This is a genomic window from Butyrivibrio sp. TB, from assembly GCF_900110805.1.
Classification (GTDB): Bacteria; Bacillota; Clostridia; order Lachnospirales; family Lachnospiraceae; genus Butyrivibrio; species Butyrivibrio fibrisolvens_C.
On sequence record NZ_FOER01000017.1, the window covers coordinates 1 to 23,415 of the forward strand.

Consider the following 23,415-nt stretch of genomic DNA (forward strand, 5'->3'; position numbering starts at 1 on the left):
CTTTTCCGGCTATATACCGGAGGCTCAGTCTTTTCCAAGAGACGCTTGACGGTGTTCCTTGATATCCCGAGAAGAGAAGCTGTAGCTCTTTTGGACTTGGTCTGCTTATAAACTTGATGTACAGCTACCCAGTCTTTCAAATCTTTCACCTCTTTTCCTCCTTCCATATGTGATCACATACGGAAAGAATTCTATATAACATCTAAGAGGTGGGTCAATTCTAAGTATTAAATTTTCAAGGTACAGTGTATAATCGAAATGGATTTATACCTCATATGGCTCATCACTAGGTGGGTCAGCTTTAAGTATTAAATCCGGGTCAATTTTAAGTGTAAATCAACACATATACAAGTATATTTCACTTACATAATCACCTGATCTAGTGGTCTGCAATACACATAAATCATGACACTTTAACGCATCATAGCACTCTCCATTTTCAAGTTCATCCCATATATCGGCAACTTCCCTATATGTCATTTGATATTTTAAAATATCATGCTTTGTTTCATCAGCAGTTAATATCATCTCTTTCATTACTTCTCTTACTTCAACTTTTGCAGTATCAGCTACCGCATAAACTGATGTACTGGATTTAATAACAATTAGTAATATACTAATTATGGATAAAACTATACTAACAACATTCTTTTTCATAATCCTCTTATGATCCGTTACCGTCTTTTTCATTGATGCCCTCCTTCATAAGGAATATAGGTTATTAGCAACAAAAAAAGCATTACTTAAAAAAGTAATGCCCGACAAATATTACCTTGCAGCCAGGCTATCATACTTTTAATAGTTTTAGACCCTATGGCTTTGTGTCCCTACCTTTCAGCAGGTTTACTTTTGGTATATCCTCTTTATATTGTACTTGTGTTATCTGTATAGCGTCAATGTTTTTCGCTTTATTTCTTTATTTAATCATCGCAATAAACTGTTCCATATCTTCCAACTATTGTGTACCCTTTTCCTGTCCCACCGGAGATATACAAAAGTCCGCTTCTTAACCATGCATGAGCAGACATACCATTCTCTTCTTTTTTTACACCAAGATAAATTGTGCATGAGATTTTCTTTTCAGAGAGTAATTTTTTTAATGTGAGAGCTCTTACAAAACATTTTTCTTCCCATGGAAGATGTTCTGTTATCCTATTAACGTGAAATGCATATAATCTTGCAAGTCTCTGATTCTCAATTGTCTCCTCAACCGGTGATTCTACATCCTTTTTTCCAAGCTTTTTATACACTCTGGTCATAGGTGTCTTTTTTATTAAAAAACGAAAATAAAAAGAATAAATATATGATTTTATTGTGATATTTTTTTCTTTATTATCAAATATAAATGATTTAAGATCAATCATAAAATCTCCACTACTTAACTCAAAAAGCTGCTAGACATATATATGCATTTTTCGGACATATATTTAAACATGCACTACATCCGCAGCAATCATCTTTATTGGTATAAAGATCCGGAATAGTCTGTCACACAAGTGGAAAAGGGTTTCTTTAGAATTCCAAGCACCCTGTAAGAAGTTATTAATCCCCAAAACCAATCGCCCCAAATATTACAGACATATCATACTCCAAATAAAAACAATCCTCCAAAAACGGTGTAATTCTAGCATAAATAATATACTCCGTCAATGAAAGATTGTAGTAAACTAGCGTGTTAGAACACGTTTCCGTTATTGGTTTCCATCTTTTAGTGCATCTGCTATTTCAGGGAAATACCACTTGAGGTTCTTCCTATCCATTATCGCAAAGTTTTTAATATCAGATGCTTTTTTTGCATTAGATCCGTCATCCCATAAAATAGGGCATGCTCCTATTTCTGCAGCCTTTTTTGCATAATCGGAAGTATAAGCAGCTCTGTCAACCTTACTCTGCCCTGATGAGCCAAACTCACTTATAACTATTGCATACCCTCTATCGTATAGTTTCTTTATGGATTCAAATCCGCTATCAAGCTTATCATAGCCTATATATCCATGAACACCGACCAAAATTCTGTCTTCCACTGTATCTTGGGGCAGTTCAAAATATTCAATATTCCTATCATCACAGGAGGCAGCATATGTATTGACCAAGAGGAATCTTGTTGCATTATTAGAGCCGGTACTCCTTACAAGATCAACAAATATCTGATTCCAGCTATTAAATACCTTCAAAGACTCAGTTGGAACATCTCCCCACCTGTTTTGATCATCAACCATCTCATTAAATCCTTCAAGAATCAGATGATCATCATAGTCCTTGAAATAAGTAGCAATCTGCACGATCATATTAGCAACACGCTCATGATTATCATTATAGTTTCTATTAGAAGCCTTGATCCAGCCATCATTGCCGGTATCATGATGGATATCTATAATGCAGTACAGATCGTGATCTATTACCATATCGGCTACTTCAGATACTCTCCTCAGCCAGTTAGGGTCAACATTACCTTCTGCATCTATATGATTCATATATGTTACAGGGATTCTGATAGTTCCATAGCCTTCCTCAGCTATCATCTTGATAAGACCTTCTGTAATCGGTACATTGCCCCAGGTTGTTTCATAACTATCTGCATCTGATGCAATTGTAAATTTCTTGCTCCAGTCGCATACATCTAAAGAATTACCTATGTTAATTCCTACTCCCATTTTTTCTACGAATTGTCTTGTTTCAGATACTTTTGTCGTATTATCTGTCTTAGCTGTCTGTGTGGCGTTAGTGCTGCCATTTCTTACAGAATCACTTGTATTATCTACTGTATCAGTATTTCTTGTATTTACCAAAGCCTGTACTGTTTCTGCAACAACTTCCTGTCTTGGAAAACCAATATATGCTATTAGTATAGCTATAAAAGCTATACTTATTATTATTACACCTGCCACTATAATTCCAATTTTCTTCTTCACGTCATTCTCCTAAATAGTCTTTTTATTTCGACATCAGAAATCTATCAACAAAAATCTGATAAAGTTCATTACTACTACTCAAAACCTTTCTGGCAAAAAAAGCATCACTTTTCTCAATTTGTTCAAGATCGCTTTTATTTAGCTCCCTAGGTCCATTCACATTTTGGGCATCCCATACTGCGAATCTTAAATTATTTGTATTTACTGTTTCTTTTAATTTGCTCTCTAATATTGCATTTGACAACCAGAATTCTTCTGAATTCTCACAATATTTTAAATTACATATCCTTGATTTAGTTAGGTAATCCTGACAGATCAAAGCCGCTTCTCTTGTAATCGAGCCCCATACAAGACCTTTATAAGAATACTTAGTTCTTCTGTTTACATGAAAAATATATTGTAGGTTCCTGATTATTTTATCCAATAAAATAATACTTTTTCTAGAACTTTTTCTATCGAATATATGTTGAAAATGAAAAATCTTATATCTTTTCTGCATTACTGGCATCTTAGTGATATCCGTAACCTCTATATAATTCTTATCATTTTGATCAAAAAAAGACTCGAAATTTTGATATGATTTAATAGGAATATCTGTATCGCTAATAAAATGAAATCTTGAATTTAATGGATCTTCGAGCGCCATTCCAAGAAGCTTATTTAGTGCTAAAAGATGACAATAGCTTCCCCATTTGATCTCATAATCAGAAATCGCCGTAACATTTTTGATCCTATTTAGCTCTTCTATATGCTTTGTATCAGCAAAAGAAGCCCTCTTATCTATATGTACATAGCATTGAAATTTTGTGGAATATAATTCTAATAACCCCTTAAGATGTTTAAAATCTCTATAAGCAGTCATTATTATAGCTTGCATAATGATCTCCTATTGTAAATGCCTATTTTATTATGTCTATAAATCATTTTACACTATATCGTATATTCTTAATCATATTCATTTTTAAGCAGCTGAGTTTGAGCTACATTATTTTAATTCAACAATTCGTCTCAAAAACAATACCTTACTATAATTCAGCATTATTATACTATGATATGTAGTCATACCTGTCTATTTTTTTCGAGATTCTTGTTAGGGCATACTCTTATACAATTCTTGCAACCAATACACTTACTTTTATCAATTTTCGGATATAGGAATCCCTCTTTATCTTCTCTCATTGATATAGCATTTTTAGGACATGCACTTAAACATGCACTACATCCACAACATTCTTCCTTATTTATATAAATAACTGGAATTGATCCTTTTTGGGCAGATGCTTTATTAATCCTTTTGAGAGACCTTGGGGCTACAATTTTTTTATATACTCCTCTATATAGCTTATTTCTTACTTTTTGTACGATATTTGGATTCTTTATTCCTTCAACTACGTGTGAAACTCCCTTTTTCATCTCAAAAAAGAAAAGATCATGCATAATGCTTTTATCTGAGGCCTTGATAATCGAAGAATTATGCTTTACAATCTCATCCACCTGTATAACTATAAACTTAATCTTATTTTGGACTAAATCTATTAACTGTTTTGACTTTTCATTATGTAATATTAATACAGAAACGCCATCTTTGTCATAGAATTCAGGTTCCTCTTCCTTGATTCCCCAAAAGTCGCCCATAGTAATATCTGTGTTTCGATCAATCCCCTTGAACGAACAACTATAGCAAGATGGTCTTAGATACAAATCATAGATAAAACCATGCATGTAATTACTACGATTGTAAATACACTTATAAACTTCTCCGTTTTTATATTCAACCCTAAACGAATAATCAAGCCATCCATTTTCTTTGTCTCTGAAAAAGATCTTTTCAACTTCTCTATTTTGAGATATTTCTTGTAAGTAATTATGAAATACCTTAAAGCTTGGTACACCATGGCATATAAAATCAATAAGAATAAGATTATCCGGTTTATTTCCTAAAAAACTTAGCAATCCCTCAGTTTGACAGGGGGTTCCGCAAAATAAAACCAGCCTATTATCTTTTAAAAAACTCTTTACATTTGAAAACGAGTTTCCTAAATCACTCTGAACATACTTACTTCCTAAGAGATCCTGTAATTCTTCTTCCTTGGTTATATACTTATGAAATACTTTTCCTTCTGTATTAATAGCAGCTCCAAATACAACACCTGCTCTATCAAGAACTATCTTAGCAATTTCTGCAAATATTCCTCCCGAAGATGATTTGATTCTATCTTCATTTAGACTATATGCTGCAAGACATATTGGATAGTTTGACATCATTATTATTTCCCAAATGCTCTTTCTACAAATTTATTTGCTTCTTCTCTTTTTTTGAATAGTACTTCCTGAACTTTATTATTATCAAAAGTCATATCAACTCTATTCGCAGACACTAAATCTGTAACCCTATGCTCCTCTAATCCAAATGTATTTAATAGTGTCTCTATTCTGGAATTCATATTACCCGTTCCACTTGTCCCTATCCTGTCAAAAACTAAGAAAGGCTTATTGAACAAAATAGAAAAAACACTTCCATGAAATGAATCAACAAAAGCAGCTTCAGCATGTTCGTATAAGTATACAAACTCTGCCGGCCCAATTATCCAGGTATCATCTGAATGTAGTATATCTATAATCTTAGCGCCAAGCTCATCCGCTTTAGCCTTGATAAAGTCATCATATTCTTTAGAATTATCACCTAGAAAATACTTGACTACATATCTATCTTTTGGTTTATATTTACTTTTTTTAGCTACTTTCTTCCATTCATCTACAGATATAAGCATTGTAGGATCAAGTAAAACCTCTGCATCTTTATTTGTAAGTTTTTTTACTATCTCCCTACCAGCATCTTCTCTTACAGAAATACACTTAAATTTGCCTAAAGCGCTTGCATATTCCTCTTCATAATCTGCGGGCATTTCAGACACCCCAAAACTTGCAGCAAAAGCTATTTTCTGCTTGTCATCTGCATATCGAAGAAATGCTCTTGGCACATAATAATAAAAGTTAGGATTCCAAACTTGATCACTGCCAACAACAAAATAATCAAATTTAGTTCTGACATTCTCATCTACTTCTTTTGCATCATATGGAATAATAACATCTGACCAGTCTATGTTTAAATCAAAGATGTCCCATGTATAGTTGTATGATTTCTTTTTAAGCAATGCCAGATAGTACTTCTTCAAAATAGATTTAATAACGATTTTTTTTCTATCAAATTTTCTCCATCCTATAGTTTGTGGTTCAAAACCTTTTTTCTTGAAAAACTCCTGTAGTGCATAATTTTGCAATCTATTTCCTATATTTCTGTCTACAAGAGTGATAATACCTATTCTTTTCACAAAAATCTCCCCGCTTATAACTTTAAACTTTTTTCATTACTCCTTGGGATAGTCTCCTCTATCCCTTGTTATATCTTTCTCTTCATTTATAACATATAATGATTTTTATCATATATTAAATGGCTATCTATATATCAGAATCTCGTTCCATCACCACATATTATAATTAACAATTATAATTGTTTAATATTTATAATATTATTTAGCCACGAGATAATTAATGGTAAGAAATTAAACATCATTCTTACCAAACCTAATATTTATATAATTAATAATTACATATATGAAGCGTATTCTTTTCAAATACTAACTGTTCTGAAGAAATACTATCCCAATCAAATTCACTAAAGTATCTATTATATTTTTCACTTGGCTCAGCTTTTCTGTATTCTTCTTGTAAATAATAATTTATACCCAAAACATCGCTCCAATGAGTATAGAATAAGCTCACTACCATATCTCTATTGTAATATAACCCTGAATAACAAGGGTATGATGGTGAAGAATCATAGTAAAAGGCTATTTTTTCAATCTTATTACCCGTAGTTGATTCATACTCTCTAATCTCGTTACCTATAAACTGTGCTCTTACCATGTCTGCCATATCATTTTTATTTTTATCTATATATATTTTGTTAAATGATATATATTGAAAAGCAAAAAAAATTATAAGCAATGCATTTATGATAATTTTAATACTAGATATCCTATTAATTTCATTATTGTAATTAATAGCAAGCTCAAGTAATAACATTCCAATCATGCTTGCCAATGGATATACAACTCTCATTGCATTCCATCCTGATCCTTGTAAAAGTGTTGCAAGAGGAAATATGACTGCTATTATAACCATAATCATCAAATGCAATAATCTCAATACTTTATCATCGCATTTCATAGCTAGTAACAAAACAATCGCTAATAGTAGTAAAAAAACTACTCCCACAAAAAATTTGGGCATCAATCCAAATGTATCGTATAAAAAATGGAGAAATGCTGATACTGTATGTTTTATATTAGCTAAATAACCTTCATTCAAGGATGTTCTTTTACTTCCAGTAAATAAAAACAGCAAAACTGTCATTGCTGCAGAAACAAAATATGGAACAATTAGCAACAACAAATTGGTAATATATGTTTTAATAAATTTTGCATAAACAAAAACAAGCGGCATACAAAGAATAATATATAATGCCATAACACCTTGGTATGTTAACGCTGATAATATAGAACATACTATAGCCTGAATATAAGAAAGTTTTTTTCTTTCTCTAAAGAATTCATTCATCTTACATGCTGCTATTACATTCAATAATATCGCCAACATAAACCCAAATTTCTCAATGAACATAAAATACTCTATAATATATAAATTAGCTACGCTCACAAAACTGATAAGAATTCTTATATTCTCATTTTCTATATACTTTATCAATTGATTTGAGTAAATAAAAATAGCTAACTCTAAGAATATCAATGAAAGTACAGCTGATACTCTGTATACATTCTCATTAGATATCTTTAAGATATCAAACAAATAATAAAATAGTCCAATAATAGGGCGACCATTCCTAAGTAACATATCTTTTCCAGCGCCTTTAAAACCTGCATCAAATACTACATACGTATCTGTCGCAAAATTCAAAAAAACACAGAGTCCAAAATAGCATAATATCAATAATGTTATTTTAATGATTTCATTTTTTCTGTCTGACAAATATTTAATATTGATTAGCTTCATTTAAAATCATCCAACCCTATATATACTATTTGTATTGCTTTGATCTTATTATTCACCCTTAATTATCAAATCAACGAGTTCTGCATTGGGCCATGATAACGTTTTTCTATCAAAGATTGCCATCTCATTGATATGTCCGTTATCCCACCATATGGCAGGGATTCCTAAAGCCTTCACATATTCCATATATCTGCTGGCTCCTTCTATCCTGTTATCACCTTCTTTAGAAATCCAGAAAGCCCATTCTCCGATTATGACATTATACTTTTGGGTAAACTCTGTCATTACTGCAAAGTTCTGATCCATATTGTCCTTGTTAAAATAACAGTGAAGTCCTACAAGTATCTTGTTAGTCGCTGTATCAGAAGGAAGCACAAATGCATCAAGAACCTTCTTGGTTGACATAGCCGCATATGTATTAACAAGTAGATACCTGTCCTTATTATTACCTTCTGTAGACCTTACAGTATCAACAAAGAGCTGGTTCCATCTGTTCATAACGCTAAGATCTTTGTCAGGAATATAGTCATCCCACTGGCACTTATCATTGACCATCTCATTAAAGCCTTCTAGAATCAGATGGTTGTCTTTGTCTTTAAACCTATCTGCTATCTGTCTTATCATATACTCAACTTTGGTCTTATTAGTCTTATAATTAGACTCAGAAGCTTTGATCCATCCGTCATTACCTGTATCATGCTGAATACTCATTATGACATACATATCGTACTTTAAAGCCCAGTCAACTACTTCTTCTACCCTGTCAAGAAAGGCGGGATCTATAGTTCCCTCATCAGACATATGATTAAAATAAGTTACAGGAATTCTTATAGTCTTAAATCCTCTGTCGCTGATTGCTTTGATCATATCTTCTGTAGCTACAGGATTACCCCAGTAAGTCTCAAGCTTGGATATCTCTGAACTAACATCATAATAAAAATCTTCAAGCTTAAGGTCTATCTCAATCTTACCTCCAATTACATCTCCTGTAGTCTTGACACCATCGAAAGTCGACATAGACTGATACAGATACTGTGTAACATCATTTTTAATAGTAAGTTGATGAGTACCTATAAGACTACTCATAGTATATTTGACGCCTGTTGCAGTTGTAAAAGTTGCATTTGTTATGCTACATGTAAACGCTTTGTTCTGAGCATTACTTTCATGAGATACAATCTGAATTGCAAAGCTATCACAGATAGTGTTTTTCTCTGAATTAAGAGATTCAATATTCCATACAAAATGAAGTGATCCGTCATATGAAAAATACTGATATGATGATGCATTCCATGTACTGTAGGGACTTGTAGTATATATTGCCGCAACCTGATAACCAATAGCCTTATTAGAACCTATCGCGTCCCAGTCACATACATCCAGATCATTACCAAGGCTCATGCCATTGCCCATATCCTTGTATAATTCTTCTACAGACATATCTTCACTGGCATATACGATGCTGGGATCCTGAGTAGTGGTAACAACCTTATCTGTTTCAGCATTTTCAGTGTCTGCAGTCAGATTGTTAACATTTCTTCCACAGGCAAGAATAGAGCATGATACTGCTATCATCACCAGCATAGATATTCCTTTTGCTAAAAAATCTGTTTTGATCCTACTCATATTTAACCTCATTACTAAACTATTATATTAGGACTCAAAAGCTAAAAAACTAAAACTACCATTTATTACGATATATTTTTAAAACATTGTATTTCTAAAATGATAAACCAAATGATAGCATCTTAGTTTGAACAACATATAGAACATTTTCTGCCTTGGCCGTAAAAGCTTTGTCCTTATCTCTCTTAATGTCTTTACAGCAAAAGGATCTTTACGGATCGCTCTTAGCTCTTTAACGCATTCTGTTACATTTCCATGTAGATAAGAATTTGTAACAGATACATAAATTGCATAAAATGCTGACGCAATAAGGCGGTCATTATCTTTTATATTATGAGTTTTAAAGTACTCTTCAACCATCTGGTGACGCTTTTTAAGCATATCCCACATCCCATTTCTGTATCTTCTTGTAAGAGACTTTACATTATCTCTGTAATATACCAGTTTATCCTTAATAAAGACAATTTTATTAACGTTTTCACATACATACATCTGGAAGATATCATCCTCTGTATATACTTCTCTTTCAGAGACAAAACATTTATCTGTTATACATTCTCTTTTGTATAGCTTGCCCCATACATATCCCGGGAAGTTCTCATATCCCGAAGCATAGATTTTCCCTATAATGGGAAGAATATAATCATTTGTAATATTACCATCAATTATTCTATCAGGAATTGGATATGTATTAACTATGATCTTACCATCTTCATCTCTATAATGTCCGCAGATACTCATATCAGCACCTGTATCTGTAAGGGCTTTATAGAGCTTTTCTACATAATCCTTCGATACATAATCGTCACTGTCAATAAATGTGATATATTGTCCCCTTGATACGTCAAAGCCGGCTTTTCTGGCACTAGTTAGTCCGCCGTTTTGTTTATGAATAACTTGAACGCGATCGTCCTTTTTGTATTCATCACACATAGCAGGGCTATTATCTGTTGATCCGTCATCAACAATAATGCATTCCACATTTTCATAAGTCCCCGCCAAAATAGTATCTATGCATTTATTTAAATATTTTTCTTGATTATAAACAGGAATTATCACGCTAACAAGTTCCATAACCAAACCTTTTTTATGCTCTCCCAACTAATAATTTAAGTTGTTATTAAAAACAACCATATCATCCTCTTATCACTGGATGATCCCAATATTTACTACAATCACCTTTTTTGAAGTAAACATACACAATTATCACTTTTTGAGTGCCACATATATACTTGGCATGTGATAAAAAAAAGTGAAGAACTTCTCTTTTTTCATACTTCGACTTTCTTTGTATAGTTGTCTATATCTTAGATATAGGCTTCTCATTTTTCCAAACAAGATAAGTCCACCTGTTTTTTTGCATAGATCAACTATCCAGTACATATATGTTCGCCTTGGATAGCTGCTAAGCTCTGGGTGCCTATTATCAATATATTCTATCTCCTGTTCCAAAACCCAGAACACATCATCATAGAACTTTTTATTTATACTATAAGTAGAGCTTGAGACATTGCCTCTATAGTAATAATAAAGCTTCTCATCGCAAAATACTGAAGTTTTAGCTCTGTCATATATTCTGTACAACACATGCAGATCTTCACAGATCCTTCCTTCTGGAAACTGTATTCCTTCAAAAAGCTCTTTTTTAAAAAGCTTTCCCCACATGACAACATATAGCTCATCTTTTACCATATGTATATTTTTGATCATATTGGTATTACTATACGTAACGATATCAGGCGATATCTTTGAATCTGCTTCGGCTCTTTCGCCCGTAAAGGTCTGATAACTTACCAGCGATATATCGGCATCTTTCTCAGTTATAAGGCTATATAATCTTTCAAGAAGGTTATCAGCAACATAATCATCCGAATCTATAAAACAATAATAATCTCCTGTCGCTACTTTAAGTGCATTATTCCTTGCAACCGACTGTCCTGAATTCTTCTGATGGATAACTTTGATCCTATTATCCTTTTCGGCATATTCATCGCAAATAATGCCTGCCTTATCAGGCGAACCATCATCTACAAGAATGAGCTCAAAATCAGGGTAGCTTTGCCCTATGATGCTTTTTATGCATCTATCTATATAATCCTGGGTTTTATATACTGGAACGATTATGCTGATCTTTGCATTTATTCCTTTTTCCATGTCCCCTTTTTCTTTCCTGTTTTTAATAATCTGTTTTTAGGTAAGCTATATAATACATCCTTAATAGCTTCTTAAAAGGATAATCCTTTGATACCTTTAAATACCTAATCTTATCCCTGAAAATCCTGATATATGGTTTGATCATCTCTTTGTAGTTTTTAACGCCATCCTTTTTCATTAGATCTATATTTCTCCACAGGAAATACAGATATCCATCTATTGCAATGTCCGTAAGCCTTTGTTTGCCAAGGCCATGGTAAAAATCGATTCTGTCAATTACTGCACCCATAGAATCCTCCAATTCTTTTACATTGAACTTTTTATGCGTAATTGATCCTTTTCGAATTCTATAAAAATATAATACATCTGATAAAAATACAATTTTTTTTACTTCATGTAACAATCTGTGATATATATATGCATCTTCATGAATCTTACCTTCTGGATATTGAATTTTATCAAAAAGCCACCTTTTATAAAGCTTATTAGATGGAACGACAAGCTTTACTGTATTTTTTGCTGAAAAATCTTCATCTTCCATATCTTTTTCTGTTATTAATTTAGTTTCACAACTACATTTTTTTAATTCTTCAGATATACTATCATAATCTATAAAATTATAGAATTCACAAGCAACTATATTAGCATCATTTTGTATCGCAGTTTCATACAAACTTTGCAAATACATAGGTGAGACAAAATCATCAGCATCAATAAAACATATATATTCTCCCTTTGATTTCCTGATACCATTATTTCTCACATTTGATATACCACCATTTTTCTGATGAATAACAATAATTCTTGAATCTTTTTTTGAGTACTCATCGCACATTTCACCACTTCTATCAGTTGATCCATCATCAACAAGTATCAGTTCATAATTTGTATATGTTTGAGCAAGTATGCTATCAATACATTCAGCCAAATACTGTTCAACATTATATACAGCTACAATTATACTTATAAGTTTATTATCAAATGTCATATATTCCCCTAGTATTATTAACTGTCATATTTAAAAAGTATACTATCTGTTCATTATTGCCAGTTTAATCTTTATATAATACTTTTGTATGCTAGGAAAAAACCTATATACTATAAATTTACACTTTTGATCAATTCCAATAGTGTTACACTTTATAGCTTTTAAGTACACTTGCTTATATGTTTTTTTCATTTTATTCATATATTCATTATTACCAATAGCATTACTTTCTCTTATATTTTTCAAAAGTGTATTGGCATATCCAACATATGCCATTGATAATAACTCTTCTTCAAAATGCTTTTTATAAAAATCTATCTTTTCTATCGCAGTTGCTATGCCACATTCGCATTTCTCCACACTAGAACCACTTCTTGTAGATGAATTTGGAGAGTAGTAATAATAATACATCTTCAAATCCGTCATTAACACCAAGTTAGCATTATAAATAGCTTTAAACGTTGTTGCTCCATCTTCATAATATCTAAGTTCTTCTGGAAATCTAACATTATTCCACAATCTTGAGCTAAACAATTTTCCCCATACCATGCTATACATGATCCGATACTTTTCTTGTAATAGCAATTCTTTGCCAGAATAATAACCATCTTTTGAATCTTCTATATCTAAAGATCCAAATGTTATATCTGGATATCTTTTTTCAGTGTTATATGGTTGACACCATACGATATCAGCATTACTTTTTTTCTGCTTATCTACAAGTACTTGTAAATAAGCTGGATGAATAAAATCATCAACATCTACAAAGCAAATAAATCCGTCAAAATTGTGCTTCTGCACATAATCAAGTCCAAGATTTCTTGCGCTTGCAACACCCTTGTTAATATCTGAATGAATGCAAACAATTCTCTTATCCTTTTTTACATAATGATTAATGATATTTAAGGTATCATCGGTGGATGCATCATCAATTACTATTACTGTAAAATTGATATATGTCTGATTCAAAATACTTTTCAGACAACTATCTACATATTTGTCCGCGTTATATGCAGGAACTATTACATATACCTTTTTACACATACAGTCAAATCCTTATCCTTGCTTATTTAAGTATCTGAGTTAAACTTAGTTTTGGAATTTATATATTTTTTATATTTACTAACCTTTAATCATGCAACAAAAAAGTTATATACCATTTTTATTGTTTTTAGAATAATATTTTTGAAATATATATATTCCTCTGTTTTATTAAAAATGACAAAAGTAATAAAATTAGGAATAAATACACAAACAAAAATCTTACAAATAAATAATAAGTAAATATTAGACACAGGAATCATTAAACATATAAAATATGTTAATAATTCTTCAAAAACAAACAGTAAAAAGCATTCTATTATCAATATTAGGTATTTTCTACAGCTACAATAAAAATAATCATTAAATAAGAGTTTTGCCTTTAATAGCATCTGTATCGACTGAGAAATAATAGTTCCAAGTATAACGCCTACAAGTCCGCAATACTGAACAAGAATCAAGGAAACTATTATATTCATTGTCATTCCTATAAATGATATATATTTATCTTTCTCAAAAAGGCCTGCACTTGTAAGCGTTATCCATAATGGCGACTTTATAAACTGAAAAAAAGCATTAAACATAACTACAAAAACTGTAATAACAGGTAATGTCATATCTTCATTTCGAGACCAAACTATTTTAATAAAATCACTAGACAAACAGAATAGCGCTGTAGTAGCAAATGAAGCCACAAAAAGAGTAATAAGTGTTAGTTTTCTAAGAATACTGTATACATACTCTTTACCTTCCGCCGCAATTGCATCTCCCACACTTGCTTGAGCTGAATATAGTGATCCTGATATAAACGTTGTAATATAATTAATCAAAGTATTATAATTACTCATAAATCCTACAGAAATAACGTTTACAAAAGACGAGATAATCAAATTGTCTGTCGATGTAAGAACAGTTGTCGATACTTTTCCTAAAAAAATGTTTTTAACATCATTTAATATCTTTCGAGTTTCCTTTTTATCAAGGAGGGTCTTAGTATCCTTAAGAACAGGATACTGTTTCTTGACATATACAGTTTTAATAATATTAAAAATAATTATCAAAACAATCTCAACTACGATATATGCTATAAAATTTCTTGTTATCGCTAAAAAAATAATCTTGGCTATCGGGGTGACAATATTACTAATCATGTTAATAGAACCAGTGATATATCCTCTCTGATCCGCCGCAGCAAGTGTATAGTTATACGAAAAAAGATATGTCATAGACGTCTTAACAAGAAACAAAATATATATAAATCTAATATAATCAAGATTAAAAGTAGTATCTTTTATTATATATTGTAAAAAAGGTACAAGACATATCCCTACTCCTGAAATAAAAAGAGCCACTATTCTATAAACCCATTTATAGAAATTCATTATCGCAGCAATCTTTTTTTCATCTTTTTCTCTAAGCGGCTTATATAAATTAAACGTTACCGCTGAACCAAATCCGAGCTCGGACAAAGATAATAAAGATAATATATTAGAGAACAACCCATCTATACCAAGATATTCCGAATTCAAAATATAAATAAAGACCGTCCTTGATACAAATCCGATAAGAATAGTAATTACAGTATTAATAGTTGTCCATATACTGTTTTTTATAACATTTTCACTACGCATCACTTAATAAACCTTTTGATAATATGTTTTTTTATTCTATAATATTGATACAAAAAATAATTATAATCCTTTACGGTTTCTATCATCCTTTGTAGCATTCCTACATGAGCATCCGGATCTTTTCTATAATCATCGTAATATTTTTTATATACAATTTTATATCCAGTCCATGCCTTTTTAGGACTTTTTGTTATCTGTTCCATCCCATGTTGAATATAGTGAAATAGTACTTTTTGTACTCCATAGATCTTATAATTTTTACTAATCCTAAGCCACATCTCATAATCTTGTCTTGCCGGAAGACTCTCATCGAATCCTCCAAGACTGACCAATGCACTTTTTTTGATAAGCCCTTGCGATGTACTTCCTATATAGTCATATTTAAGCTGATCATGGAATGATATTTCATCTTTATACAATCCGGTGGTGTAATACTCGCTTATAGTCGGTGGATCTGTAGATATATCCACTACATCACCAAGACAATAAACCATCGCTACGTTTTCAGGAGCATTTTTTAATCTATCGAGCTGTAATTCAAGCTTTTCCGGTTCCCATATATCATCATCGTCCAAAAATGCAATATATTCGCCCCTAGCGTTTTTAATCCCAAGATTTCTTGCTGCACACGCTCCCTTGTTTCCATCCTGTTTGATGTAACAGATCCTGGCCCTTCCATCAAAAGCATTTTCAATTAATTTGCTTTCTTGACTATTATTTTCATTATCATCTACTATTAGTATTTCAAAATCCTGATATGTCTGACCAAGTATACTTTGAACTGCTTTTTCAACCGCTTCCGGTGGTCTTTTATATGTTGTTATAATTACTGAAACCATAATGTCCTTATCTTTTTCTTCCATGTATTATTTTTGTTTTATGCAATTATAATATCTTGATAGTAAATAGTATTTCATGCCTTTTACAAGTCCAAGAATATATATAAATGTATGTAATTTTCCTTTGGCTTCTGTTAATCGTTTATGATTGAAATCAAAATCCTCTATTTTATTAAGCTCTGTTTTCAGATCCTTAGCTGATACATTCATAAGTTCATGATATAAAAGCTTTATATGTATCAAACAATAGTTTTTCATCATATACCGATAATTAAGAGTATTTAGATAATCGAATAAATGTCTGCTTATTATGTTATATTGATTTGTTCTAACTATACCTCTGTCAGCTCCCATAGAAGAATCTAGCCTGTACAAATAATAATAAAGTCTTTCATTAGTGACTTTTAAACATCGTATATTCATAAGGTAAAAGAGATTAAAGCATGCGTCTTCACCAATTACAGGACTAAATACCGGAAACTTAATACAATTTTTTTTGATAATTTCTGTCTTATATAATCTGTTCCATACTTCAAATCCGCAACCATAGTTAAGAAAAATATTTGTAACAAATTTAAGTCTTGCTGCATCAGAATCTATTTCGTAGTACCCTTCTTGGAACTCTCTTTCTTTTCTATTAACTATGCTACCATCTGCTTTTTCGTATGTATGATAATAATTGAATATATATAAATCGTTATCTTCTTGTATTCCATGGACAGCAGTTTCAATAAGCTTTAGATCCAAAACATCATCGCTATCTGCAAAATATAAATATGTACCTGTAGCCAGCTCTATTCCCTTATTACGTGTATCACTCTGTCCGGAATTAGCCTTATCTACAACAATTATCCTGCTATCCTTTTCCTTATATGAATTGCATATATCAAGACTATCATCTGTCGAGCCGTCATTTAACAAGATGATCTCTATGTTTTGATATGACTGTTTAATTATACATTCAATCGTTTTATGCAGGTATTTTGAAGCATTATAGATTGGCACGATAATACTTACCAGTTCCTTGCTCATTGCATTACTTCCTCTTCATTAACTTCCAAACCTTATAATACATATGCTTACTTATCTTATATAAAGTGATCTCAAATTTTTCTCTAGCAGTAAGAGCCTTCAAGGCAGAATCATAAAAGCTGATTTCTTTTAGAAAATCATTTCTATATATACAAATTGCATCTCTATCATTATCCGCTTTATAAGTAATAGATTTAAAATAACTCATCATGTGAAGGCAATGTACTATCCCTTTACACCACAAAGCTTCTTCGTTGTTAGATCTATAAAAGCCAATACGCTGCAAATATGCCTCTACAACTTTTGAATCTCTTTGTCCATTCATTTCGCCAATAATGCTATCGCTTCTTTGAAGGTAATAATATAAAGGAACATTGACAAAGCTTATCTTTTTGCTTTTATACAAAACCTTATATGTAGTATATTCATCTTCAAATATTTTCCCCTTAGGATAGCGTATTCCGTCAAATAAATCTTTTTTATAAAGCTTATTCCATGCAACAGTCAATTCAAGCATAATATCACCACTATAATAGCGGTGCTGTGATTGTCTGCCATCCATTACCTCAACCGGATAGTCGTCATTATAGGAGATATCCGGTTCATCAGGCTTATTGTCATATACGTATTTATATGTACATATGCTTATATCTGAACTTGATCTTAATATCTCATCCATAAGGATCTTATACATATCTTTATGAATATAATCATCGGAATCAACGAATGCTATATAATCGCCCTTTGCAATCTCTATACCTTTATTTCTAGCATCTGAAAGACCGCCATTTTCCTTATGGATAACAACTATCCTGTTGTCTTTCCTGGCATATTCATCGCAGATGTCAGGACATCCATCATCAGAGCCATCATCTACAAGTATTATTTCCAGATTTTTATATGTTTGACCGATAATGCTGTCAATACATCTACGAAGATATTGTTCTACATGATAGATTGGAACTATTACACTTATCAGCGGTTCATTTTTTATTGTCATCATGTCTCCAGTTCTTATAAGTTTTCTTTATCTAGCTCATCTAACAGGTCTTTGGATATATCACTTCTTACCTTTCTGCAAAAAAGGTCCGGTACACTAAGCAGCTTCTGGTAATCTTTCATCGTCATCACACTGACTTCTTTTGGAAATTCAAAGTATGTAAGATTTCTCCAGTTTACAAGCCACCTTGCAATAGGTTCATCATACTTAAAACAACTTGTTTTAAATTTCGAATTATGTACAACAGTATGAAAATATTCTTCATCAGGAAACTGCATTATTTTCATTTTACGGTTAAATTTTGGATGCGTTTTCTCAAAATTGTCTAAATATCTGGCACATTCATCCGTAACAGCCCACTGGGCACAGCCATAATAAAGATCAAACCTTTGACCTTTTTCATGAATAGTGCCGTTACAGCTTATTGTTGTAATGCTCATGATCATCTGAGCTATTGTTATTAATAGTTTTATTGGATTAGTATTGGATGCTTTTCCATATGGATTATCCTTCATATAGAAAAGTCTGTATTTTCTTGAAAACTCCCAATCGCTTGTCCCTGCAATAGGACATCCCCGTATAAATTCTTTGCCCTTGTTATCTACAAAAAACTTTTTGATCTTATCATTACTTTTTATAGGATAATCAAGGTTCTGCATCATGACATAATAGTCATAATGAACACCACTATTTAAAGCACTTCTAAGAAGTTCAAAGCTTGCATGAATGGCATTATATCCGCCCCAGTACACTTTATGACGCTTAGGCGTAAAGTAAACACCGCGTATCCCCTTCAATGCTTCTTTAAATGGCTCTATATCTTGTTTTGCATCTACATGCACATACATATCAAAATCCGGATCTTTGCAAAGCCTTCGAGCGCACCTTGCAACAAGTTCCGGATCTGTATGGCACAGATTTAAAAATGCTATTTTCATTTTCAAACTTCCCACTGCTTTTTTCATTAACAACCAATATTATGACGTAAGGGTCAAAAGTCATTATATGATTTAGTCCATTATCTCTTAAACTGATATCCGATCATATGTAACATCGTAGTCGCCAAAAACAAAAGTCGAAACCATCTCTTTTTCAAAAAAATAAACGGTATCCGCTTAACTAATGATCCGTTCTCTATACTAAAATCATTGATCAGTTTAAGTACTCTTGGATCTTCTACAAAACTTTTGTATCCTTCATAGCGCTTCTTCCTGCTTGCCTTTGCATTCTTGCCGGAAAGCTGAAATGCCATCTCAACTGCGGACATTACAATAGTTCCTGCAAATGTATAGGTTATATCAACACCTGTACGCTTTTTTACTCTTTCTACAAGCCTCTGCCTTGCATCATTTAACTTTTTCTTACCTTCAAGTTTAGAGAAAGGCTCTCGCTCATATCTGTATATTGCAGATGTTTCGCGCGTAACCAGATAATAATAACACTTCTGCTGTACGTACACTTTATTGCAGCAGCTAAGGTACTCAGAAATAAAACAAGTATCTTCGCCAACTTTAAGAGTTTCATCGAATTTAAGGTTATTATCTATGATAATGCTTCTCTTACAAAGAATCCTCCAAAGCGCCGGATTCTCTACATACAATGAATCCGGAACTCCCTTGATCCAATTATTAACATCTTCATTAGATAATCCGATAAAAGCAGGCATTACATCTTTTATTACTTCTTCACCTTCATATATATCTTTTGAAAATCTTGGAAGAGAAGTTTCATATACCTTGCCGTCTTCATATCTGTAATAGCCATAAATCACTGCATCAGCGTTCTGATTCTGAATGATATCTACAAGCTCCTTACAGGTATATTTTTCCTGAAAATCATCTCCATCGAAAAAAAAGATATATTCTCCGGTAGAAGCCTTGATACCATCATTTCTTGCTGCTGAAACACCGCCATTTGGCTTATGTATTACTTTAATGTTGCTATTGCATTCTGCGTATCTGTCCAGAACTTCTGCTGTTCCATCTGTAGATCCATCATCAACAACTATTATTTCCAGATTTTCTTTGTTATAATCCTGCTCAAGTACACTGTTTAAGCTTTTTTCTATATAATTCCTGATATTATAAGCAGGAATTATCACACTAACTTTAGCTTTCATTAACAACTCTTCCCTTTAAAAGAATTCTTTTCATACCTGCCGATATTGCCGGCTCCCTTTTCCCGGTAAAATACATTCCCAAAATAAGTAGTGGAAAGCAAATAGCTGCATTCATAACATATGCTTCCATGATTGTATAAAGTGAATAAAGAATAATAAATATCCTGTCTCTAGTATCCATCCTAGAATTAAAAGCTATTGCTGCAAGTGATATCAGAACAAGGTATGCTATTCCATAACTAACCATCATCCAGATATAGCAATTATCAAAGATCATTCCATCGATCCAATATCCATTCCAGTAAAGTTTTGGATCAAATGTTACATTTTTTCCAAATATAGAAAGGCCTTTTAGATCATATGCTACAGCACCATACAATAATCTTCCTGTAAACAGCTCATTGAGAGTATCAAACATGCTTGTAAATAGTCCGTTTACAAATCCGATTATGATAGTTACAAAGAAAATCGATAAAAAACCATATAAATATTTCGAAAAGAATTTTACGAGTAACTCATAATATTTGATAAAATCTCTCTTTATCAAAGAAATATAGATCAAAATACAAGCTATCGTAACTATGGTCAGCGCTGTATTAGAGTCACAAAAAAGATAGAAGAAATAATTAATAAGCCATAGTAATACCAGCTTGATTGGATTTAATTTCTTGTAGTTGGAATACAGATACTCCATAGAAATCCAGCATACATACATTGAAAATGTATTAGCGTGTCCCTGATAAAAAGTCATTCGCTGTACGCCATTTCTATAGGAATATGGCACACTATAAGGATTTGAAAGAAAATCCTTAGTATAGGCAAGTACGTGAATACCTATCAGGAAAGCTTTAAATTTCCAAACTATATTAAGCGCCTTCTCAAGATCAACATCCTGTATTCCTATAAAGAGAAGCGCTGTAAAGTAAAGATAAAAGTAATAACATTTAATACATGTATATACACACAAACAAAACAAAGCAATTGAAAAAATAAACTTCGGATATGTGTATCTCTGAGTTATGATCTTTACTCCTATGATACCGGTAAATATTATGATAATGATATTATCTAATAAATCAGTTTTTCTGATTATTACCGAAGAGTCTGTTATATTCTTAAAAGCAAGAATCAAAAGAGCACATGTATATAACATCTGTATGAAGTTTTGTCTGTTCTTTAAATTTCTTTCAACCAGTGATACGGAACCCATAAATAACCTCATGTCTCAAAAAGAGACCGCGTTTTGAAAATATATATCAAAACTTAAATTTACTACTATGCCCTTGCCTTTAATCCATAATAAAAAGCTGACAAACTTACCATCTTATACTTCATAAGAAGATACTCATGCACTTTATATGTAGGAATCATCTTCAGTTTAAGCTTCTTCATAATTTTATTTGAAACTTCCGAAGTATAGATTCTCCTTATACTTTCATTTCTACTATTTGATGAGGCAAACTCTCTGCAAAGATTCGTCAGAACTCTAAAATAATATATATCTGCTTTGTAACTAAGTTCAGAATCATTTATCTTATTTAAATAATCCTGCCCACAGTTATAAAGCATATCTGTAATCTTTATCCTGTCATCAGTCAGACTTTTTCTCATAGCACTTTCTTCATGCTGTCTGTACATTAAAAGACAACTGTTAACAAGCTCAAAACTATTGCATTTTTCAAAATAAGAATAGACAAACAAAAGATCTTCTCCTATTTTTATTCCCGCCGGGAACCTAAGGCCATACTTATCTATTATTTCTTTTTTATAAATTTTGCCCCAGCACTCATTAAAAGAAGATGATGCATACATAAGTTCGTATATAAAGCGCTTATCAGAGCATCTATCTTCTTTAATGTCAAAAAATATATCTTTGATCCTTCCATTTGGATATAAGATTTTCTTGGAATATGCCGTAAAATCCGCCATTTCCTCCAAGATATCCTCTAAAAGTTCATCAAAGACTTTATTATCTACAAAGTCATCAGCATCAAGGAACATGATATATCTGCCTTTTGCGTTATCAAGTCCAATATTTCTAGCGGCAGATACACCACTGTTATTCTGATAGATATATTGTATCCTATTGTCCTTACGGACATATTCTTCGATTACATCTTTGGAATTGTCTGTACTCCCGTCATCGATCACAAGCACTTCAATATCATCACAGCCATTTTTTATAATACTATCAAGGCATTCCGGTATATACCTCTCTGCATTATATGCAGGGATGATGACTGAAAGGTTAATCTTATTATTTACCATTTTTAGAATCAGCCTCAGGTATTATTCCAAGGATAAAGTCATTTTCATCAACAGCGAACTGCTCTGCAAGTCTTGCCTTATTTGAGAAAAGTTCTCTTACAAATATTACTCCTGCTACAAGAACAAATCCTGCGGCAAAAAAGATTGCACGCTTTTTCCACAGATTTACAAAACCATTGTAAGTTCTTTTTGAATTGCTGGCAGAGTCAAGAATCTGAACTGCATTAGAACCAGTAATATTTCTCATCTCTATAACGAATGATTCTGCAACGGCATTTGCCACATCTTCTGCAACGATAGGGTCAATATAAGATGCTTCTATCGTAATAGCAACCTTATCAGAAGCCGATACCTCAAGAAGATCTGCTATCTCTGCAGCACTAAATCCATACTGAGGAAGGGATGATGCAGCTCTTTCACACACCTTAGAGCTCTTTACTACATCTGCATAACTGTTCATTACCTCTGTAACGCTATATGACTCTTCAACATTGCCATAACTGTTACTATATATACTTACAGTTGATGAATAATAGTTACTAACATCAGCATTCCATGTAAGGATAATACCTATTGCAAACATTAAAAGAGCGCCGGCAATGCAGACTACCTTCTTACTCCATACAGTTTTAAAACTAATGATAAAGTCTTCAAACCTTATATCTTCATTTATATTCATATTAAACCTCATACAATGTAGCGGTTTTTATAACAAAACTGCTACTTAAGTTC

At 32.2% G+C, this 23,415-nt stretch carries 22 protein-coding genes and 1 riboswitch; all 22 genes read right to left on the reverse strand.

Translation table 11 applies throughout. The annotated features are described in order from the left end of the window. Positions 1-336: 336 nt before the first annotated feature. The 22 genes from BMX21_RS11840 to BMX21_RS11945 all read right to left on the reverse strand — a co-directional run bounded on the left by BMX21_RS11840 (position 337) and on the right by BMX21_RS11945 (position 23,362). Entirely contained in the window at positions 337-690 is a 354-nt protein-coding gene (locus tag BMX21_RS11840) for a hypothetical protein (protein ID WP_092044625.1), read from the reverse strand. Between the two features lie 81 nt (positions 691-771). Next, positions 772-858, reverse strand: a riboswitch (cyclic di-GMP riboswitch). Positions 859-920: 62 nt separating this feature from the next. Further along, positions 921-1,364: a lasso peptide biosynthesis B2 protein gene (locus BMX21_RS11845; protein WP_092044627.1), complete on the reverse strand. Its 444-nt coding sequence runs from the start codon at positions 1,362-1,364 to the stop codon at positions 921-923. Between the two features lie 19 nt (positions 1,365-1,383). Next, positions 1,384-1,482: a 4Fe-4S binding protein gene (locus tag BMX21_RS20205; protein WP_092044807.1), complete on the reverse strand. Its 99-nt coding sequence runs from the start codon at positions 1,480-1,482 to the stop codon at positions 1,384-1,386. 209 nt (positions 1,483-1,691) lie between these two features. After that, positions 1,692-2,912 (reverse strand): glycoside hydrolase family 5 protein, encoded by a 1,221-nt coding sequence (locus BMX21_RS11855; protein WP_092044629.1) that lies wholly within the window; start codon positions 2,910-2,912, stop codon positions 1,692-1,694. 22 nt (positions 2,913-2,934) lie between these two features. Continuing rightward, positions 2,935-3,789 (reverse strand): beta-1,6-N-acetylglucosaminyltransferase, encoded by an 855-nt coding sequence (locus BMX21_RS11860; RefSeq protein WP_092044631.1) that lies wholly within the window; start codon positions 3,787-3,789, stop codon positions 2,935-2,937. Positions 3,790-3,971: 182 nt separating this feature from the next. Next, complete coding sequence (locus BMX21_RS11865) at positions 3,972-5,177, reverse strand: Coenzyme F420 hydrogenase/dehydrogenase, beta subunit C-terminal domain (protein WP_092044634.1); 1,206 nt, start codon at positions 5,175-5,177, stop codon at positions 3,972-3,974. 2 nt (positions 5,178-5,179) lie between these two features. Next, positions 5,180-6,244 carry a polysaccharide pyruvyl transferase family protein gene (locus BMX21_RS11870; RefSeq protein WP_177174024.1) on the reverse strand — a complete coding sequence of 355 codons (1,065 nt, stop codon included), beginning with the start codon at positions 6,242-6,244 and terminating at the stop codon, positions 5,180-5,182. A gap of 268 nt (positions 6,245-6,512) precedes the next feature. Then, positions 6,513-7,985 carry a glucosyltransferase domain-containing protein gene (locus BMX21_RS11875; protein ID WP_092044639.1) on the reverse strand — a complete coding sequence of 491 codons (1,473 nt, stop codon included), beginning with the start codon at positions 7,983-7,985 and terminating at the stop codon, positions 6,513-6,515. A 48-nt stretch (positions 7,986-8,033) separates the two neighbouring features. Beyond that, positions 8,034-9,611: a glycoside hydrolase family 5 protein gene (locus tag BMX21_RS11880; RefSeq protein WP_177174025.1), complete on the reverse strand. Its 1,578-nt coding sequence runs from the start codon at positions 9,609-9,611 to the stop codon at positions 8,034-8,036. A gap of 78 nt (positions 9,612-9,689) precedes the next feature. Continuing rightward, the gene (locus BMX21_RS11885; protein ID WP_092044643.1) at positions 9,690-10,685 is read right to left on the reverse strand and encodes a glycosyltransferase family 2 protein; all 996 of its coding nucleotides are present in this window, start codon (positions 10,683-10,685) and stop codon (positions 9,690-9,692) included. Between the two features lie 132 nt (positions 10,686-10,817). After that, positions 10,818-11,765, reverse strand: a complete 948-nt coding sequence (locus tag BMX21_RS11890; protein WP_092044645.1) for a glycosyltransferase family 2 protein — start codon at positions 11,763-11,765, stop codon at positions 10,818-10,820. 22 nt (positions 11,766-11,787) lie between these two features. Further along, on the reverse strand, positions 11,788-12,753 hold the full coding sequence (locus BMX21_RS11895; RefSeq protein ID WP_092044648.1) for a glycosyltransferase family 2 protein: 966 nt from the start codon (positions 12,751-12,753) through the stop codon (positions 11,788-11,790). Between the two features lie 42 nt (positions 12,754-12,795). Next, complete coding sequence (locus tag BMX21_RS11900; RefSeq protein WP_092044651.1) at positions 12,796-13,797, reverse strand: glycosyltransferase family 2 protein; 1,002 nt, start codon at positions 13,795-13,797, stop codon at positions 12,796-12,798. An 89-nt stretch (positions 13,798-13,886) separates the two neighbouring features. Next, complete coding sequence (locus BMX21_RS11905; protein WP_143057251.1) at positions 13,887-15,428, reverse strand: lipopolysaccharide biosynthesis protein; 1,542 nt, start codon at positions 15,426-15,428, stop codon at positions 13,887-13,889. Next, positions 15,425-16,264 (reverse strand): glycosyltransferase family 2 protein, encoded by an 840-nt coding sequence (locus tag BMX21_RS11910; RefSeq protein ID WP_143057255.1) that lies wholly within the window; start codon positions 16,262-16,264, stop codon positions 15,425-15,427. The genes BMX21_RS11905 and BMX21_RS11910 overlap by 4 nt, the downstream gene beginning before the upstream one ends. Positions 16,265-16,291: 27 nt before the next feature. Continuing rightward, positions 16,292-17,296 carry a glycosyltransferase family 2 protein gene (locus BMX21_RS11915; protein ID WP_092044659.1) on the reverse strand — a complete coding sequence of 335 codons (1,005 nt, stop codon included), beginning with the start codon at positions 17,294-17,296 and terminating at the stop codon, positions 16,292-16,294. 4 nt (positions 17,297-17,300) lie between these two features. Then, positions 17,301-18,299, reverse strand: coding sequence for a glycosyltransferase family 2 protein (locus BMX21_RS11920; protein ID WP_092044662.1), 999 nt, complete (start codon positions 18,297-18,299; stop codon positions 17,301-17,303). An 11-nt stretch (positions 18,300-18,310) separates the two neighbouring features. Beyond that, complete coding sequence (locus BMX21_RS11925) at positions 18,311-19,234, reverse strand: beta-1,6-N-acetylglucosaminyltransferase (RefSeq protein ID WP_177174026.1); 924 nt, start codon at positions 19,232-19,234, stop codon at positions 18,311-18,313. 80 nt (positions 19,235-19,314) lie between these two features. Further along, positions 19,315-20,415, reverse strand: a complete 1,101-nt coding sequence (locus tag BMX21_RS11930; RefSeq protein ID WP_092044667.1) for a glycosyltransferase family 2 protein — start codon at positions 20,413-20,415, stop codon at positions 19,315-19,317. Next, on the reverse strand, positions 20,405-21,625 hold the full coding sequence (locus BMX21_RS11935; RefSeq protein ID WP_092044669.1) for a hypothetical protein: 1,221 nt from the start codon (positions 21,623-21,625) through the stop codon (positions 20,405-20,407). Before BMX21_RS11935 ends, BMX21_RS11930 begins: the two co-directional genes overlap by 11 nt. Before the next feature lie 65 nt (positions 21,626-21,690). Next, on the reverse strand, positions 21,691-22,683 hold the full coding sequence (locus BMX21_RS11940; RefSeq protein WP_092044671.1) for a glycosyltransferase family 2 protein: 993 nt from the start codon (positions 22,681-22,683) through the stop codon (positions 21,691-21,693). Then, on the reverse strand, positions 22,673-23,362 hold the full coding sequence (locus BMX21_RS11945; protein ID WP_092044673.1) for a YveK family protein: 690 nt from the start codon (positions 23,360-23,362) through the stop codon (positions 22,673-22,675). The genes BMX21_RS11940 and BMX21_RS11945 overlap by 11 nt, the downstream gene beginning before the upstream one ends. Positions 23,363-23,415: the final 53 nt, after the last annotated feature.

Bases quoted from the DNA above. Each gene is read 5' to 3' on its own strand.
- BMX21_RS11930 (WP_092044667.1), bottom strand. From the start codon at position 20,415: ATGAAAGCTAAAGTTAGTGTGATAATTCCTGCTTATAATATCAGGAAT.
- BMX21_RS11860 (WP_092044631.1), bottom strand. From the start codon at position 3,789: ATGCAAGCTATAATAATGACTGCTTATAGAGATTTTAAACATCTTAAG.
- BMX21_RS11875 (WP_092044639.1), bottom strand. From the start codon at position 7,985: ATGAAGCTAATCAATATTAAATATTTGTCAGACAGAAAAAATGAAATC.
- BMX21_RS11885 (WP_092044643.1), bottom strand. From the start codon at position 10,685: ATGGAACTTGTTAGCGTGATAATTCCTGTTTATAATCAAGAAAAATAT.
- BMX21_RS11915 (WP_092044659.1), bottom strand. From the start codon at position 17,296: ATGAGCAAGGAACTGGTAAGTATTATCGTGCCAATCTATAATGCTTCA.
- BMX21_RS11940 (WP_092044671.1), bottom strand. From the start codon at position 22,683: ATGGTAAATAATAAGATTAACCTTTCAGTCATCATCCCTGCATATAAT.
- BMX21_RS11935 (WP_092044669.1), bottom strand. From the start codon at position 21,625: ATGGGTTCCGTATCACTGGTTGAAAGAAATTTAAAGAACAGACAAAAC.
- BMX21_RS11890 (WP_092044645.1), bottom strand. From the start codon at position 11,765: ATGGAAAAAGGAATAAATGCAAAGATCAGCATAATCGTTCCAGTATAT.
- BMX21_RS11900 (WP_092044651.1), bottom strand. From the start codon at position 13,797: ATGTGTAAAAAGGTATATGTAATAGTTCCTGCATATAACGCGGACAAA.
- BMX21_RS11895 (WP_092044648.1), bottom strand. From the start codon at position 12,753: ATGACATTTGATAATAAACTTATAAGTATAATTGTAGCTGTATATAAT.
- BMX21_RS11910 (WP_143057255.1), bottom strand. From the start codon at position 16,264: ATGGTTTCAGTAATTATAACAACATATAAAAGACCACCGGAAGCGGTT.
- BMX21_RS11920 (WP_092044662.1), bottom strand. From the start codon at position 18,299: ATGATGACAATAAAAAATGAACCGCTGATAAGTGTAATAGTTCCAATC.
- BMX21_RS11925 (WP_177174026.1), bottom strand. From the start codon at position 19,234: ATGAAAATAGCATTTTTAAATCTGTGCCATACAGATCCGGAACTTGTT.
- BMX21_RS11845 (WP_092044627.1), bottom strand. From the start codon at position 1,364: ATGATTGATCTTAAATCATTTATATTTGATAATAAAGAAAAAAATATC.
- BMX21_RS11865 (WP_092044634.1), bottom strand. From the start codon at position 5,177: ATGATGTCAAACTATCCAATATGTCTTGCAGCATATAGTCTAAATGAA.
- BMX21_RS11840 (WP_092044625.1), bottom strand. From the start codon at position 690: ATGAAAAAGACGGTAACGGATCATAAGAGGATTATGAAAAAGAATGTT.
- BMX21_RS11880 (WP_177174025.1), bottom strand. From the start codon at position 9,611: ATGAGTAGGATCAAAACAGATTTTTTAGCAAAAGGAATATCTATGCTG.
- BMX21_RS11945 (WP_092044673.1), bottom strand. From the start codon at position 23,362: ATGAATATAAATGAAGATATAAGGTTTGAAGACTTTATCATTAGTTTT.